This window comes from Arthrobacter sp. zg-Y895 (genome assembly GCF_020731025.1).
Classification (GTDB): domain Bacteria; phylum Actinomycetota; class Actinomycetes; order Actinomycetales; family Micrococcaceae; genus Arthrobacter_B.
Genome location: NZ_JAJFZY010000003.1, coordinates 374,885 through 390,170, shown reverse-complemented (window position 1 = coordinate 390,170; position 15,286 = coordinate 374,885). Strand labels below are relative to the sequence as shown.

Below are 15,286 nucleotides of genomic sequence, written 5' to 3'. Positions count from 1 at the left end.
CACCGTAAATCCGGCACCGTGTCCGGCCTCGCAGCCCACTGTGGGGACCATGCTACGCGTCAGTAGGTAGGGGTAAAGGGGGTGCGGTGGCTAATGTTGGCCGCAGGCCGTAAAGCCGGAGGGAAGCTCCCGGAAAAGGGAGAAAACCGGCGGGGTTCAACGTGAAGGAGATCGACATGGCATGGGTGGAGACGGAACGCGCGGAATTGGTCCGGACGCTGCGGGAGGCGGATCCGCTGGCGCCGACGCTGTGTGAGGGATGGGATGTGCGCCGGCTGCTGGCCCATCTGGTGCTGCGGGAGCACGCGCCCTGGAGGATTGCCGCCGATGCGGTGCAACGGACCAAGCCGGGGCAGGAGAAGCAGCTGGGTGCCGAGGCCGCCGCTGCCGGCACCCCCGAAGGCTATGCCGCATTGGTGGACCGGTTTGCCGCCGGTCCGGCCCGTTTTTCCCCGTTCCGGCTGGACGCGGCGAACCTGGTGGAATACGTCGTCCACCACGAGGACATCCGCCGCGGGGAATCAATGGCAGCGCCGCGGGAGCTTCCCGCGGGTCAGCAGCAGGCCCTGTGGAAGCAGCTGGGCCTCATGGCCCGGATGGGCTACCGCGGCAGCCCGGTGGGCGTGGAACTGGCAGTGCCCGGTTCCGGCCGGCGCCGGGTCAAGGGCGGCACCCCGTCGGTGCTGATTTCCGGAGACGTGGTGGATCTCGCCCTGCACGCCATGGGAAGGCGTGCGGCGGCCAATGTGAGCATCGAAGGCGGGGGTGACACGGTCCGGGCATTCCGCCAGTGGGCCGCCCGCTAACTTCACCCGCTTGACAAGTACCCCCTCATTGCCGTTGAAATAGTAAGCACACTGATTGTTTCAGCGGAGCAGAACCGCCTACCAATGACGTATCAGGGAAGCAGGAAGATGCAGAACGAGGGGGACTGGGAACCCGTGCGGCTGCTCTCAACGGCTGCAAGACTGGTAAGACGAGAAGTAGATAACAAGCTCCGTGCCGTGGGGCTGACCCAGGAGCGCGTGACAGTGCTGCGGGTGCTCCTGGCGGAGGGGCCCATGCGGCGCGCGGAGCTGGCCAGACGCCTGCGCGTCACCGCGCAGACCCTGGGTACGGCGCTGGTGAGCATGGCCGCGCAAGGTCTCGTGGAAGAGGTGTCGGCCGAGACCGTCGGCCGCTCCGGACGATGGATGGCCATCTCCGAGCGCGGGCAGAAGCTGCTGGCCGACGCCGAAAACCTGGAGCAGGACAATTCCACGGCCGGAATCGGTCCGGAGCTGCGATCGGAGTTGATCACGCTTATCCGCGGCCTCGAGCGCGGCAAGCAGCAGCGGCCTGCACCGCCCCTGGCCGGGGTGGAGCAGAACGGCTCCCCGCTGGCGGCGGCCTCCGAGCCTCCGCTGCCGGGGTAACGTGTTGACCTAAGAGCAGCACGTTATTGGCCTGGTGCCGGGGAAGGAAGGGCATGAGCGAGGGTATCCGCGTTGCCGATGTTGACGAGATAGACGAGGGTGAAGCCCTGACGGTGGACGCCGAAACTGCGGGCACCTCGGATGATATTGCCGTTTTCCACAGCGACAACGGACGCTTCTATGCGCTCAATGACACCTGCACGCACGAGGATGCCTCCCTTGCCGACGGGTGGATCGAAGGGGACGAGGTGGAATGCCCCGTCCACTCCGCGCGGTTCTGCCTCCGCACCGGTGAAGCCTTGTGCCTGCCGGCCCTCATCAGCACCAAGGCACACCGCGTCGACGTGCGCGACGGAGCCGTGTGGCTCTACCCGAACGAGAGCCCCCTCAACGTTTGACGTCCCTTGCAGCCCCCGCGTCCATCGCTGTGGTGGGCGGCGGAATCGCCGGCTTCAGCGCCGTCCGTGAGCTCCGGCGGCGCGGCTTCGCCGGCACCCTCTTCCTGGTGGACCCGGCCGGGCTGCCTTATGACAGGCCGCCGCTGAGTAAGGCGTTCCTCGCCGGAACCCTGGACCGGCTCCGCCTGCAGCTTGCCCCGGAACAGTGGTACGACGACAACGGCATTACGGTGCTCGCCGACACCGTGGACAAGCTCGACGCCGGGAACGGCACCGAGGCGTCCGTCCTCACGCTGGCCTCGGGCAGGGACCTCGCCGCCGACGTCGTCCTGCTCGCCACCGGCGCCCGGGCCCGCCGGCTGCCGCTGCCCGGCATGGACCTGCCCGGAGTCTTCACCCTGCGCGGCGCCGACGATGCCCTGGCACTGCAGGGGCACCTGGCTGCCGGCGCCCACTTGGTGATCCTCGGCGCGGGACTGATCGGTGCCGAGGTGGCGGGAACGGCCCGCGCACTGGGAGCCGGCGTCACTTTGGTGGATCCCGCCGAACTGCCGTTCGCGCAGGCCGTGGGCCCCGCCATGGCCGGCTATCTGCATCACCTCCACGCTGCGCACGGGACGGAGCATGTGCGGGGCACGGCGGCAGCGATCACCTCGGACGGGAACGTCCTGCGGGTGGAACTGGCGGACGGCGGCAGGCTGTCCGGCACCGCCGTCCTGGTCGCCGCGGGCAGCGAGCCCGAAACGGCGCTCGCCGAAGCCGCAGGACTCGCCGTGGACGGCGGCCTGCTGGTGGATGCATCCGGCCGAACCTCCCATCCGCGCATTTTCGCCGCCGGTGATTCCTCCCGCAGCATCGGCCCCGACGGCGTGCCCGGCCGCCGGTTTGAACACTGGGATGCGGCCCGCCGTACCGGCGAAGCGGCCGCTGCCGGAATGCTCGGCGCCGAACCTCCGGCTGGCACGGCGGACTGGTTCTGGTCCGACCGCTACGGCGTGCACCTGGAAGTGGCCGGCAGCATGGCCGTCCCGGGGCAGACCGTGCTCCGCGGCGAGCCCGGCTCCGGATTTATGGTGTTCCGGCTGGGCCGGGACGGAGCGCTGGCGGGAGCGGCCGCCGTCGACGGCGGAACCGCTGTCCGGGCAGCCCGGAAGCTCATTGAGTCCGGCCGGATCCTCGACCCGGCGCAGCTGCAGGACCCGGCTGTCGACCTGCGCCGGCTGGCCCGCGGGAAGGCCTGAAACAGGCGGCGGACGCGGGGTCCGGAGGCATTTCCGGACCCCCGGATGGATTACGAAAGGTTAGCGTTGCGTAATTAGGGAAAACCTAGGCTAACCTTACTTTTGGATCCGCGACCGCTGGGTCCGTTCCGTTCGTTTAGTGATCCAAGGAGCCCAACATGGCCCTGTCCCGGATGCGCCGCGTCGCCGCTGCGGCCGCCGTCGCCGTTCTGTCCCTTTCCGCCTGCTCCACCGGTGCCGCGGGGGAAAACGAATCCTCCGGCAGCGCTGCAGCGGCGGAAGACCAGTTTCCCGTGACCATCAAGCATGCCTTCGGTGAGACCACCATCGAAGGGGTTCCCGAACGGGTAGCCGCCGTGGCCTGGGCCAACGCAGAAACCGCGCTGGCACTGGACGTGGTTCCCGTGGGGATGCCGCTGATCGAATTCGGCGGCAATGACCAGGGCACCACCCCCTGGATTGACGAGGCACTCGAAGACCTCGACGCATCCATCGGATCGGAAAACGCTCCGGTGCAGTACTCCGAGGCTGACGGCATTGCCTTCGACGACGTCGCCGCCACCGACCCCGACGTCATCCTCGCCGCGTACTCCGGATTGTCCCAGGAGGACTACGACAAGCTGAGCAAGATCGCTCCCGTGGTCGCCTACCCCGAAACCGCGTGGGGCACCTCCTGGCAGGACACCGCCACCATGATCGGCGAAGCCCTCGGCAAAAGCGACGAAGCCGAGCAGCTGGTGGCGGACACCGAGCAGGCCATCACCGAGAAGGCGGACGAATACCCGCAGCTCGAGGGCAAGTCCTTCATCTACGGCAACCTCGCCCCGGGCGCGGAGAACTCCGTCTACACCGCCCTGGACAACCGGCCCAAGTTCATGGAATCCCTGGGCCTCACCATGGCGCCGGTGGTAGCGGAAAACACCAAGGGCGACGAGTTCTACATCCCCTGGTCGGATGAAAACCTCAACCAGCTGGATTCCGACATCTTTGTCAGCTGGGTGGCCAGCGAAGAGGTTGCCGACAGCATTGCCTCCGATCCGCTGCTGGGGCAGATCCCCGCTGTGAAGAACGGCGGCCTCGTGGCCGACGCCGATCCGACGCGCGTCTTCTCCACCTCGGCCATCAACGTGCTCAGCATCCCCTACGCCCTGGACAACGTGGTGCCGATGATCGCCGACGCCGCAACGGCAGCCGACGACGCGAAGTAGGACCCGTTACCTCCGCCTTCTCCGGAAGGCGCAGCGGACACCCCGGAATCCTCCGGGGTGTCCGCTGTTTTAACCGCCCGGCGGGCAGGCTCCGCACGGTCCCGCCGCGAGACCTGATTGGACAGCCACCCACGGCTGTTTGCAATGATCGAAGGTATGGAAGACCTGCTCTCGCTTGCTGTCAGCTTTAAACCGCTCTTTGCCGTGCTGGCAGCAGTGGGTGTGGCCCTGATCGTGGCCCGGATCCTGCGGGAAGTGGTCCACCGGGCATTCCGCAAGACGCCGGGCATCCGGGAGATCTCCGTCAAGGCCCGGAACCCGCTGCGGCTGGGACTCTCGCTGATCGGCGCGCGGATTGCCCTCGGAGCCACCGCTGCCGGTGCCTCGTGGCTGCCGGCGGTGGACTACGTGCTGGTGCTGGGACTGATCGGCGCCGTGGCGTGGCTGGGCGTGGTCCTGCTGCTGGTGATCGAGGCCATGATCCTCACGAAGTACAGCACGGACACCCGGGACAACCGCCGGCTGCGGCGCCTGAAAACCCAGGTGATCCTGGGCAGGAGGGTGGGCATAGCCGTGCTGATCACCATTGCCGTTGCCTGCGTGCTGCTGACCATCCCCGAGGTCCGCGCACTCGGTGCCGGTATCCTCGCCTCCGCCGGCGTGCTGTCCATTGTGGCGGGCCTCGCCGTGCAGGGGACGCTGACCAACGTGTTTGCCGGGATGCAGCTGGCCTTCACTGACGCGATCCGGGTGGACGACGTCGTTGTGGTGGAAGGCGAATGGGGCACCATCGAGGAAATCACCATGACCTACGTGGTGCTCCACATCTGGGACGACCGGCGCCTGATCCTGCCCTCCACCTACTTCACCACCACGCCGTTCCAGAACTGGACCCGCCGCCAGTCGGACATCCTGGGCACGGTGGAACTGGACCTGGACTGGCGTGTGCCGGTGGGGGACCTGCGCACCCTGCTGAAGGAAATCCTCGCGGACACCGACCTGTGGGACCAGCGCACCGGCGTGCTGCAGGTGACGGACGCCGTGAAGGGCCTGGTGCGGATCCGCATCCTCGTCAGCGCCGTGGACAGCGGCACCCTGTTCGACCTGCGCTGCCTTATCCGCGAAAGCATGGTCGCCTATCTCCAGGAATGGCATCCGGATGCCCTGCCGCGCCAGCGCTGGGAAGAGGTCCGCCCCGCCGGCAGCATGGTGCACAGCGGCCCGCGTGCCGCATCGGCGCCCCGCAACGAGGACACCAGCGACTCGCAGTTCTTCACTGGAAGCATCGATGCCGTGGAACGCCGGGTGAACTTCTCCGGCCCCGGTGAAGAGGTCTTCGCCGAACGGGAGGAAAACGCCGTCGACGGCGAGCCGCGCTGACTTCCCCGTTCCCCGCCGGACGGCACGCGCACAGGTGTTGACAGCAGGCCCTGCGTCGGGCGGCAATAAGAACCCGGCCAGTTCGGCCGGGCCGGCGAAGGGACGAGACATGGCGGATGCATTTACGCTGCACGAAATCCAGGGCTCCAGCGTCTGGGCGAACGACGGCGAGCGGCTGGGGCTGGTGGGTGAAGTGCACCTGGACCGCGCCACCGCAGAGCCTGTCTGGATCACGGTTGACCTGGGCCTGTTCGAAACCGAGAACCATTATGTTCCGCTGACCGGTGCCCGCCGCGACGGGCAGGACATCTTCGTGAACTACTCCAGGGACCAGGTGGCGCACTCACCCGGGGCCAATCCGGAGAACCCGCTAAGCCCCGGCGAAGAGGCCGTCCTGATGGACTATTACCGGCTCCGCTGACTTCCGCGGATCCGGGTGCATCAGCGGTATCTCTTTGTTGGTAAGAACGCTTACTAATAGCATGGGGGCAGAACATCCATCCCAGCAGGAGGCCGCAGTGGCGCAGGAAACGAACAGCAAAGCCGAGACCGCACCCAGTCCGGACGATGCCAGCAAGCCCGATAAACCCACCGAGGTATCCAAGCCCAGCTGGAAATACATCCTCAAGAAGACCGTCCGCGAGTTTTCCAAGGACCAGTGCACCGATCTGGCCGCGGCCCTGACCTACTACACCGTCCTGGCGATCTTCCCGGCCCTGCTGGCGCTGGTGTCCATCCTGGGTTTGGTGGGCCAGGCGGAAAGCACCACCAACGCACTGCTGGACCTGGTGCGGCAGTTTGCCCCCGCGGACGCGGTCAAGGTCATTGAAGGGCCCATCGAGCAGCTGACCTCCTCCTCCACCGCAGGGCTCGCGTTGATCGTCGGTATCCTGGGCGCCCTGTGGTCAGCCTCCGGCTTCGTGAAGGCGTTTGGCCGTTCCCTGAACCGCATTTACGAAGTTGAGGAAGGCCGGCCCGCCTGGAAGCTGCTTCCCACGCAGCTGCTCGTGACCCTGGTGCTGGTCCTGATGGCTGCCGCACTGATGCTGATGCTGGTGATTTCAGGCCCGATCGCCGAAGCGATCGGCAATGTCATCGGTCTGGGCAGTGAAGCGGTAACCATCTGGAATATCGCCAAGTGGCCAATCATGGTGATCTTCGCGGTGCTGATCATCGCAGTCCTCTACTACACCACCCCGAACGTCAAGCAGCCCACGTTCCGCTGGATGAGCATGGGCTCACTGATCGCCCTCGTGATCCTGGCGATCGTGACCCTTGGCTTCAGCTTCTACGTCGCCAACTTCGGCAACTACAACGCCACCTACGGCGCCATCGGCGGCGTCATTGTCCTGCTGCTGTGGATCTGGCTGGCCAATGTGTCCCTGCTCTTCGGTGCGGAGTTCGACGCCGAGGTGGAGCGCGGCCGCGAACTGCAGGCAGGCATCCAGGCCGAGGAATCCGTGCAGCTTCCCCCGCGTGACACCCGCCAGACGGAGAAGCGGCAGGAACAGGAAGAGAAGGACATCGCCGAGGGCCGGAAGCTGCGCCAGCAGCATGCCGGCAAGGACTATGACGACGATCTGCACGAGTAACCGCTAGCGCACTGCAAAGCCGCGCAAACCCAAAACCGCCCCGGACCAGCTGGTCCGGGGCGGTTTTTGCGTGCGGGGCGCGGCTGCCGGGATTCCCGGAACGAGAGTGCAGCGCCTACCGCTCCCGTGTGGTTTCGGTACTGCTTTCCTTCGGCTTGCCCGCACCGCGGCGGGTCTTGGCACCGAGGTTCTTGCCCTTGGCCAGGAACCGGGCTCCGAACAGCAGGAGCCCGATGGCCATCAGCGCGCCGGCCCGCAGCCAGACGGTGCCGTCCTGCTGGGTCAGGAGCAGCAGGCAGGAGGCGATAGCGAGGTACGGCACCACAATCGGAGCCTTGAAGTGCTTCTCCTCCACCTTGTCCTTGCGCAGCACAATCACTGCGAGGTTGGTGCTCAGGAAGACGAAGAGCAGCAGGAGGACCACGGTCTCGGCCAGCGAGGCCAGTCCTCCGGTCATGGTCAGGATCATGGCGACGGCGGTGGTGGCGATGATGGCCACCCACGGGGTTTTCCGGCGAGGCAGCACCCGGCCGAACACGGCGGGAAGCAGGCCCTGTTCCGACATGCCGTAGGTCAGCCGCGAGGACATAATCATGGTCAGCAGCGCACCGTTGGCCACGGCGACCAGGGCCACCAGGCTGAAGAGCCAGTCCGGAATGCCGAACCCGGTGGCGCTGACGACGTCGAGCAGCGGCCCCGAGGACCCGGCGAGGTCCTCAGTGGGCAGGGCAATGGATGCCGCCAGCCCGATCAGGACGTAGACGAATCCTGCGGTGAGCATTGCCCCGAAGATGGCCTTCGGATAGACCCGGCGGACATCGCGGACTTCCTCGGCGATGTTGGCGGAAACTTCGAAGCCCACGAAGGAGTAGTAGGCAATTACGGACGCGGCGAGGACCGCCGTGCCCGGATTCACGCCTACCGGGAACTGGGTGATCTGCTCCGTGAAGCCTTCACCCTTACCCAGCATGAGGCCCACCAGCACGATCACCAGGACCAGCCCGGAGAGCTCAATAATGGTCATAACCACGTTGCTGCGCACCGATTCCGTAATGCCGCGGGCGTTCAGCAGCGCCACCAGCAACAGGAACACGATGGCCGCGGGGACCGGGGGGACGTCCAGGAACGGACTCAGGTAGTCACCGGTGAACGCCAGCGCCAGTCCGGCCGCACTGGTCACGCCGGCGGCGAGCATGGCGAAACCGACCAGGAACGAAATGGCCGGCACCTTGAAGGCACGCTGGGCGAACACCGCGGCACCGCCGGCCTTCGGGTACTTCGTCACCAGCTCGGCGTAGGAGGCGGCGGTCAGCAGCGCAAGCACCAGGGCAACCAGCAGCGGCACCCAGATGGCACCGCCCACTTGGCCCGAAACCTCGCCCACCAGGGCGTAGATACCCGCACCAAGTACGTCGCCGAGAATGAACAGATACAGCATGGGGCCGGTGATGCCCTGCTTGAGTTTGGAGGCAGGCTTTTCCTGCGTGGTTTCTTCCATGCGGAAAAGTCTAGACAACATACTAAGAATGCTGATGATTTCCGCCGGATCCTGTAAAAAGTAGCTATGACCAGTCCTGAATCTTCCCCTCCTGTTCCCGAGTACGACGTGGTGATCGTGGGCGGCGGCATAGCCGGCCTCACCGCTGCGCTGGTCCTGGGGCGGGCTCGCCGCCGGGTGGCGGTGCTCGACGCCGGGTCCCCGCGCAACGCTCCTGCCGGCCATGTGCATGGTTTTCCCACACGTGACGGCATGCCGCCGGCCGAACTGCTTGAGCTCGCCCGCACCGAGGTCCGCGGCTACGGAGTGGAACTGGCGGAGGCCACGGTGGCCGCTGTGGAACCCTCCGGTACGGTCAGGACCGGCGAGGGCGGCGAGTTCCGCGGCCGGCAGCTGATCCTTGCCACCGGGCTGCGGGACGTTCTGCCGGACATCGAGGGCCTCCGCTCCCGCTGGGGCCGCGACGTGCTGCAGTGCCCCTACTGCCACGGCTACGAAACAATCGACAAAAAGCTGGCTGTGCTGGGAACCGGGGAAACCTCCATCCAGCAGGCCCAGCTGGTCCGCAGTTTCTCGGAGCATGTGGTGCTGGTGCTGCACGAGGACATTTCCCTCAGTGAAGAGGACGCGTCCGGCCTTGCCGCCATGGGGATCCGGGTGGTGGAGGGCACTGTGGCGGAGCTGAGCGTCGAGAACGATGCCTTGGCGGCCCTGGTGCTGGCCGACGGGCAAACCGTTCCCTGCGAAGCGCTGTTCCTGGAGCCCGACGCCGAGATGGACACCGGGCTGACCGAGCATCTGGACGTGGACGACGACGGCTGCATTGTCACCGACGAAATGGGACGCACCAGCCAGGAGCGGATCTGGGCCGTGGGCAATGCCACCGATCCGTCCGCCCAGGTGGTCGCCGCCGCCGGCGACGCGTACCGGCTGGCAGTGGTGGTCAACGCCAAGCTGCTCGAAGAGGATCTCGGGCTGGCGGTCGCCGCCGCACGCCCGGCAGCAGGCATGGTGGAAACAGCGGACCTGCGCGAAGCGGTCTAGGTGCCGGCTAGCGGCGCACCCGGCTGCGGGGTGCCAGCAGCGGAGAGCCGGCCACGCCGTCGCCGGCGCTCATCCCGTCCAGCACGAACTGCAGGGATTCCAGCGAGGTGCGCCGCGGCTGCCAGCCCAGCTCTTCGCGCGCCCGGGCGGTGTCCATTACCGGCACACCGGCGGCCAAGTCGATCCAGCCCGGATCCGAGGCCTGCAGGTGCGCCGCCCAGGTCAGGCCGACGACGGCGCGCACCAGCTTCACCGGCACGTTCAGGACCCGCTTGGCGCCCAGCACCCCGGCCAGGAGCTCGGGCGTGATGACCGGATCGGCGGCAATGTTGAAGGCACCCTCCGCGCGCTGGTCCACCACGCGCCAGTAGGCGTCGGCCATGTCATCGGCGTGGACCGCCTGGAAAACAAACTCGCTGGGCAGGGGGATCAACGGCAAGCGGAGCTTGTTGAGGATGAACTTGGGGATCACCCGGCCCACAAAGTAGACGCCGATCTCGCTTCCGGCGTCGGAGGAGAAGACCAGCCCCTGCCGCAGCCGGGCCACGGCGATCTCCGGGTACTCCAGTTCGAACCGGTCCAGGAGCGCTTCCTGCTCGCCCTTGTGCCTGCTGTAGTGCGAACTGGCGATGCCGCGCGCCGGCCAGGATTCATCCGTCAGCCGGTCCTTCGGAGCCGGGCTGTATGCACCCACAGAGGAGGCGCAGACAAACTGCCGGACCCCCGCGGCGGCCGCCGCGGCCAGCGCATTTTCCGTACCCTTGACGTTGACCCGGTGCAGCTCGGCTTCGTCGCGGTTGGGCTGGATCAGCCAGGCAAGGTGGATGACCGCATCGGACCCGCGGAGCGCCTCGGCCAACTTGTCCACGTTGGCGGTGTCGCCGACGTCGATGCTGTGCCACTCGACGTCGTTGTACGGAGGCAGCGAGGTATCCGGAATCCGGCGGGCAATCCCCACCACCTCCAGATCGCCGCGTTCGCTGCGGGCGTCGGCAAGCCGGCGCAGGATCGCCGTTCCAACGTTTCCGGTTGCTCCGATAACCGCTACTCGCATGGTCCAGTTCCTTCCGTTGAACTGCTGCCGGCGTTGGATTCGACTCTACCGCCGCGCCCGTTTTCCGGCAGCCCCGAAGGCAGCGGCAGGCCCCCGCGGCCGGGCGCAACGCGTTAGTCTGTTGGGCATGACATCACAGGGATCAGCCCCGGCGGACAGCTCCGCGCATAGCACCAAAGGCGCCTATGTCACCGGCGGCACCGAATACACGCGGGACACGAACTACATCGAAACCCGAATCACCCGAGATGGCCGGGACGGCTACCCGGTGGAGGCCGGACGCTACCGGCTGGTCGCAGCCCGCGCCTGCCCGTGGGCCAACCGGACCATCATTGTCCGGCGGCTGCTGGGCCTGGAGGATGCCATCTCGCTGGGCCTGCCCGGGCCCACCCATGACGCCCGCAGCTGGACCTTCGACCTGGATCCGGACGGACGGGACCCGGTGCTGGGCATTGAACGGCTGCAGGAGGCCTTCTTCCGCCGCGTCCCCGGCTATCAGCGCGGGATTACCGTCCCGGCGATCGTGGACGTTCCCACCGGTGCCGTGGTGACCAACAACTTCCCGCAGATCACCCTGGACTTCTCCACCGAGTGGAAGGAGTTCCACCGCGAGGGTGCTCCGGACCTGCTGCCGGCCGAGCATCTGGCGGAAATGGAACAGGTCAATAAACGGATCTTCACCGAGGTGAACAACGGGGTGTACCGGTGTGGATTCGCCGGCTCGCAGGAGGCCTACAACGCGGCCTATGACCGTCTGTGGGCTGCGATGGACTGGCTGGAGGACCGGCTTTCGACGCAGCGCTACCTGGTGGGGGACACCATCACCGAGGCGGACGTCCGGCTGTTCACCACCCTGGTGCGCTTCGATCCCGTCTATCACGGGCACTTCAAATGCAACCGGAACAAGCTGACCGAGATGCCCGCCCTGTGGGGGTACGCGCGGGACCTGTTCCAGACACCCGGCTTCGGGGACACCGTGGACTTCGAGCAGATCAAGGCGCACTACTACATCGTCCACGAGGACATTAACCCCACCGGGATTGTGCCCAAAGGTCCGGACCTGTCCAACTGGCTTTCGGAGCACGGCCGCGAGGAGCTGGGAGGCCGGCCCTTCGGCGACGGAACCCCACCCGGACCGGTGCGGAAATCGGAACGGGTTGCCCCCGGACACGGCGCCGACAACTAACCAGCGGCAGGCGTCCTAATACGCAACATAAACGTTTCTTAAAGGCAGTAACCATAGGCTAGCCTTACTTAAGAAATTGCCTGTTGCTCTAGGGAGGTGCCTACGTGAGCGTTGCCGCACGCCAGTCAGGCGTTCCCCGCCAGCGCGGCTCCCGCGTGCACCTCACCGAAGCGGCTTCCTCCGCGGGCAAGACCACCGGTCCCGGCACTGAACCTGCCGTTTCCCGGCCGGAATCCGCCGGAAACCGCGGATCCGGACGACGTTTCGGCCTGCTCCTCCTGACCCTTGCGTTCCTTGCCGTGGCATGTGCCGCGTCCGTGGCCATCGGCGCCCGGCCGGTTGCCCCCGGCACCGTCTGGGAGGCCTTTACCGCCTTCGACCCGGCCAACGGAGACCATGCGGTGGTCCACTCCCGCGTTCCGCGGACGGTCCTGGGCCTGGTCACCGGCGCCGCGCTCGGCCTGGCCGGTGCGGCCATGCAGGGCGTGGCCCGTAATCCGCTGGCAGACCCAGGCATCCTGGGTGTCAACGCCGGTGCGGCGTTCGCGGTGGTGCTGGGCATCTACATCTTCGGCGTCACCAACCTCAACGGCTACATCTGGTTTGCCCTAGCCGGCGCTGCGGGAGCCGCCGTCGTCGTTTATCTGGTGGCGAGCCTCGGCCGGGAAGGCGCCACGCCCGTCAAGCTGGCCCTGGCCGGCGCAGCGCTCAGCGCCGGATTGATGTCCCTGCTCAGCGCCGTGCTGGTCTCCAGCCAGCAGACCCTGGATACCTTTCGCTTCTGGCAGGTGGGCAGCGTGTCCGGACGGAACTGGGACACCATCGTCGCGGTGCTGCCGTTCCTGGCGGCAGGTGCCCTGATTTCCGTCTTCGCCGGCCGGGCCCTGAACGGCCTGAGCCTGGGCGACGACGTTGCCCGCGGGCTCGGCCAGCGCGTGGGACTCACACGGGGGATCACGGCGCTGGGGGTGGTGCTGCTGTGCGGTGCTGCCACTGCAGCCGCCGGACCCATCGCGTTCATCGGCCTGGTCATCCCGCACGTGGTGCGCAGTTTCACCGGCCCGGATTACCGCTGGATTCTGCCCTTCTCCATGCTCCTCGCCCCGGCACTGCTGGTCACCGCCGACGTGGTGGGCCGGGTCCTGCTGCCGCCGGGGGAAATCCCCGTCGGGGTCACTACCGCAGTGATCGGCGCGCCGGTCTTCATCTGGCTCGTGCGGCGCCGGAAGCTGGCCGAACTGTGAGCACCGCCGTCGAGACTCCGCGCGGCCCCCGCACCGCACCCGCCGGCGCGGCAGAAGCGGTCCGCGCCGCCCGGCGACAAGGACGACGACGCCGGGTGCTGGTGCCGTCGCTGCTGGCCGTCGCGGTGTTCGTGCTGTTCGCGGTCTACGTCCTGCTGGGCACCTATACCTTCACCATCCCGGATTTCTTCCGGATCCTGTTCGGGGAGCAGATCCCCGGTGCAACCTACATCCTGATGGAGAGCAAGCTTCCCCGGGCAGTCATCGGCACCTTGATCGGGGTGGGGTTCGGGATAGCCGGGGCGGTATTCCAGACCCTGCTGCGCAACCCCCTGGCCAGCCCCGACATCATCGGCATCAGCTACGGCGCCAGTGCCAGCGCCGTGTGCGCAATCGTGTTGTTCGGCGCCGCCGGGACCACGGTGTCCGTCGTCGCGCTGGTGGGAGCGCTGGTGGTGGCCCTGGCCATCTACCTGCTTTCCCGCCGCGGCGGTGCGGCGGGTTACCGGCTGGTGCTGGTGGGCATCGGCTTCGCCGCCGTGATGCAGGCACTGGTGAGTTTCCTGCTGACCCGGACGGATATCCGCACCGCCTCCGAGGCGCTCGTATGGCTGAACGGTTCCCTGAACAACAGCAGCTGGGACCGTGCAGCGGTCCTGGCCGCCTTCCTGCTGGTGCTGCTTCCCGCTGCGGCCGTGCTCTCCCGCAGCCTGCGCGGACTGGAACTCGGTGACGACGCCGCTGCCGGCCTCGGTATCCGCGTCGAATCGGCACGGCTGGCCCTGATCATCGTCGGCGTAGGCCTGGCCGCCGTCGCCACCGCGGCAGCCGGCCCGGTGGCCTTCATCGCGTTCCTCTCCGGACCCATCGCCCGCCGGCTGATGGGCGGGGAGGGCACTCTGCTCACCGCCGGACTGGTCGGCGCCTGCATCGTCCTGGCAGCAGACTTCGTCGGTGCCAACCTCATCCCCGGCGTCACCCTGCCCGTGGGCGTGGTGACCGGTGCCCTCGGGGCCCCTTTTCTTCTGTGGCTGCTGGTCACGTCAAACCGCGTAGGCCAAGGAGGCTGACATGGAGAACCTGCTTTCCGCTGAAAAGCTGGAGCTCGGATACGACGAGCGCAAAGTGGTGGACTCGCTTTCGCTCACCCTCCCCGCCGGAAAAATCACGATCATCGTCGGTGCCAATGCCTGCGGAAAGTCCACCCTGCTGCGGGGCCTGGCCCGGCTGCTGAAGCCCACCGCCGGCACCGTCTACCTGAACGGCAAGGATATCTCCGCCGTGCCCAGCCGGCAGGTGGCGCGCACGCTCGGACTGCTTCCGCAGACACCCACCGCCCCCGAGGGGATCACGGTGGCGGATCTGGTGGGCCGCGGCCGCTACCCCCACCAGGGCTGGTTCCGGCAGTGGACCTCCGCCGACGACGACGCGGTGGCCGCCGCGCTGGCCGCCACCGACACGGTGGACCTGGCCGGACGCAGCGTGGATGAGCTTTCCGGCGGCCAGCGCCAGCGGGTCTGGATTGCCATGGCCCTGGCACAGGAAACGGACATCCTGCTGCTGGACGAACCCACCACCTTCCTGGACGTCACCCACCAGATCGAAGTCCTGGACCTGATTACCGACCTCAACCGGCGGGCCGGCACCACCGTGGCCATCGTGCTGCACGATTTGAACCTGGCCGCCCGTTACGCGGACCACCTGGTGGCCATGAAGGACGGGAAGATTGCCGCAGAAGGCGCCCCGGCCGACGTCGTGACCGAGGAACTGGTGGGCGCCGTCTTCGGGCTGGCCTCCCGCGTTATCCCGGACCCGGTCTCCGGCACGCCGATGGTCGTCCCGCTGGGCCGCCACCACAGCGCCGAACCGGAACCGGAACCGGAACCGGAACCGGAAAAACCACAGGGCTACCTGCCCAATCCGGGGGACGGCCAGCGCCGGTCCGGCATCAACGAGCCCATGGAGGCCGCATCATGACGCACGTCCGCTCCGCCAACGGGGCAACTGCGGCTTCCGCCGCAACCGC

The 15,286-nt window shown here is 67.3% G+C and carries 15 protein-coding genes; 13 read left to right on the top strand and 2 right to left on the bottom strand.

The window, feature by feature from the left end; translation table 11 throughout:
* The first annotated feature begins 176 nt into the window (after positions 1-176).
* The 8 genes from LJ760_RS03535 (at position 177) to LJ760_RS03500 (ending at position 7,234) form a co-directional block, all read left to right on the top strand.
* Entirely contained in the window at positions 177-806 is a 630-nt protein-coding gene (locus tag LJ760_RS03535) for a TIGR03085 family metal-binding protein (protein ID WP_227919324.1), read from the top strand.
* Positions 807-914: 108 nt separating this feature from the next.
* Positions 915-1,415 carry a MarR family winged helix-turn-helix transcriptional regulator gene (locus tag LJ760_RS03530; RefSeq protein ID WP_227919323.1) on the top strand — a complete coding sequence of 167 codons (501 nt, stop codon included), beginning with the start codon at positions 915-917 and terminating at the stop codon, positions 1,413-1,415.
* Between the two features lie 53 nt (positions 1,416-1,468).
* Complete coding sequence (locus LJ760_RS03525; RefSeq protein ID WP_227919321.1) at positions 1,469-1,813, top strand: bifunctional 3-phenylpropionate/cinnamic acid dioxygenase ferredoxin subunit; 345 nt, start codon at positions 1,469-1,471, stop codon at positions 1,811-1,813.
* Positions 1,810-3,054: an NAD(P)/FAD-dependent oxidoreductase gene (locus LJ760_RS03520; RefSeq protein WP_227919319.1), complete on the top strand. Its 1,245-nt coding sequence runs from the start codon at positions 1,810-1,812 to the stop codon at positions 3,052-3,054. Before LJ760_RS03525 ends, LJ760_RS03520 begins: the two co-directional genes overlap by 4 nt.
* Before the next feature lie 158 nt (positions 3,055-3,212).
* The gene (locus tag LJ760_RS03515; protein ID WP_227919317.1) at positions 3,213-4,262 is read left to right on the top strand and encodes an iron-siderophore ABC transporter substrate-binding protein; all 1,050 of its coding nucleotides are present in this window, start codon (positions 3,213-3,215) and stop codon (positions 4,260-4,262) included.
* Positions 4,263-4,406: 144 nt separating this feature from the next.
* Positions 4,407-5,642 carry a mechanosensitive ion channel family protein gene (locus tag LJ760_RS03510; protein WP_227919316.1) on the top strand — a complete coding sequence of 412 codons (1,236 nt, stop codon included), beginning with the start codon at positions 4,407-4,409 and terminating at the stop codon, positions 5,640-5,642.
* Positions 5,643-5,751: 109 nt separating this feature from the next.
* A complete protein-coding gene (locus LJ760_RS03505) occupies positions 5,752-6,063 on the top strand; it encodes a PRC-barrel domain-containing protein (RefSeq protein ID WP_227919315.1) in 312 nt (103 codons plus the stop codon).
* Positions 6,064-6,124: 61 nt separating this feature from the next.
* Positions 6,125-7,234 (top strand): YihY/virulence factor BrkB family protein, encoded by a 1,110-nt coding sequence (locus tag LJ760_RS03500; RefSeq protein WP_227919314.1) that lies wholly within the window; start codon positions 6,125-6,127, stop codon positions 7,232-7,234.
* Positions 7,235-7,349: 115 nt separating this feature from the next.
* Here the strand turns inward: LJ760_RS03500 and LJ760_RS03495 are convergent, their stop codons facing one another.
* Positions 7,350-8,732: an APC family permease gene (locus LJ760_RS03495; protein WP_227919313.1), complete on the bottom strand. Its 1,383-nt coding sequence runs from the start codon at positions 8,730-8,732 to the stop codon at positions 7,350-7,352.
* 66 nt (positions 8,733-8,798) lie between these two features.
* On the opposite strand from LJ760_RS03495, the gene LJ760_RS03490 reads away from it, so the two are divergent.
* Positions 8,799-9,776 carry an NAD(P)/FAD-dependent oxidoreductase gene (locus LJ760_RS03490; RefSeq protein ID WP_227919311.1) on the top strand — a complete coding sequence of 326 codons (978 nt, stop codon included), beginning with the start codon at positions 8,799-8,801 and terminating at the stop codon, positions 9,774-9,776.
* A gap of 7 nt (positions 9,777-9,783) precedes the next feature.
* Here the strand turns inward: LJ760_RS03490 and LJ760_RS03485 are convergent, their stop codons facing one another.
* Positions 9,784-10,830 carry an NAD-dependent epimerase/dehydratase family protein gene (locus LJ760_RS03485; protein WP_227919309.1) on the bottom strand — a complete coding sequence of 349 codons (1,047 nt, stop codon included), beginning with the start codon at positions 10,828-10,830 and terminating at the stop codon, positions 9,784-9,786.
* A 127-nt stretch (positions 10,831-10,957) separates the two neighbouring features.
* On the opposite strand from LJ760_RS03485, the gene LJ760_RS03480 reads away from it, so the two are divergent.
* The 4 genes from LJ760_RS03480 (at position 10,958) to LJ760_RS03465 (ending at position 15,237) form a co-directional block, all read left to right on the top strand.
* The gene (locus LJ760_RS03480) at positions 10,958-12,016 is read left to right on the top strand and encodes a glutathione S-transferase family protein (protein ID WP_227919306.1); all 1,059 of its coding nucleotides are present in this window, start codon (positions 10,958-10,960) and stop codon (positions 12,014-12,016) included.
* A 104-nt stretch (positions 12,017-12,120) separates the two neighbouring features.
* The gene (locus LJ760_RS03475; RefSeq protein WP_227919303.1) at positions 12,121-13,260 is read left to right on the top strand and encodes a FecCD family ABC transporter permease; all 1,140 of its coding nucleotides are present in this window, start codon (positions 12,121-12,123) and stop codon (positions 13,258-13,260) included.
* Complete coding sequence (locus LJ760_RS03470; protein ID WP_442860627.1) at positions 13,257-14,330, top strand: FecCD family ABC transporter permease; 1,074 nt, start codon at positions 13,257-13,259, stop codon at positions 14,328-14,330. The genes LJ760_RS03475 and LJ760_RS03470 overlap by 4 nt, the downstream gene beginning before the upstream one ends.
* Position 14,331: 1 nt before the next feature.
* The gene (locus LJ760_RS03465) at positions 14,332-15,237 is read left to right on the top strand and encodes an ABC transporter ATP-binding protein (RefSeq protein WP_227919300.1); all 906 of its coding nucleotides are present in this window, start codon (positions 14,332-14,334) and stop codon (positions 15,235-15,237) included.
* The last annotated feature ends 49 nt before the right edge of the window (positions 15,238-15,286 follow it).

Coding starts and splice junctions, on each gene's coding strand:
- LJ760_RS03535 (WP_227919324.1), top strand. CDS start 177: ATGGCATGGGTGGAGACGGAACGCGCGGAATTGGTCCGGACGCTGCGG.
- LJ760_RS03530 (WP_227919323.1), top strand. CDS start 915: ATGCAGAACGAGGGGGACTGGGAACCCGTGCGGCTGCTCTCAACGGCT.
- LJ760_RS03525 (WP_227919321.1), top strand. CDS start 1,469: ATGAGCGAGGGTATCCGCGTTGCCGATGTTGACGAGATAGACGAGGGT.
- LJ760_RS03515 (WP_227919317.1), top strand. CDS start 3,213: ATGGCCCTGTCCCGGATGCGCCGCGTCGCCGCTGCGGCCGCCGTCGCC.
- LJ760_RS03510 (WP_227919316.1), top strand. CDS start 4,407: ATGATCGAAGGTATGGAAGACCTGCTCTCGCTTGCTGTCAGCTTTAAA.
- LJ760_RS03505 (WP_227919315.1), top strand. CDS start 5,752: ATGGCGGATGCATTTACGCTGCACGAAATCCAGGGCTCCAGCGTCTGG.
- LJ760_RS03500 (WP_227919314.1), top strand. CDS start 6,125: ATGGGGGCAGAACATCCATCCCAGCAGGAGGCCGCAGTGGCGCAGGAA.
- LJ760_RS03495 (WP_227919313.1), bottom strand. CDS start 8,732: ATGGAAGAAACCACGCAGGAAAAGCCTGCCTCCAAACTCAAGCAGGGC.
- LJ760_RS03490 (WP_227919311.1), top strand. CDS start 8,799: ATGACCAGTCCTGAATCTTCCCCTCCTGTTCCCGAGTACGACGTGGTG.
- LJ760_RS03485 (WP_227919309.1), bottom strand. CDS start 10,830: ATGCGAGTAGCGGTTATCGGAGCAACCGGAAACGTTGGAACGGCGATC.
- LJ760_RS03480 (WP_227919306.1), top strand. CDS start 10,958: ATGACATCACAGGGATCAGCCCCGGCGGACAGCTCCGCGCATAGCACC.
- LJ760_RS03465 (WP_227919300.1), top strand. CDS start 14,332: ATGGAGAACCTGCTTTCCGCTGAAAAGCTGGAGCTCGGATACGACGAG.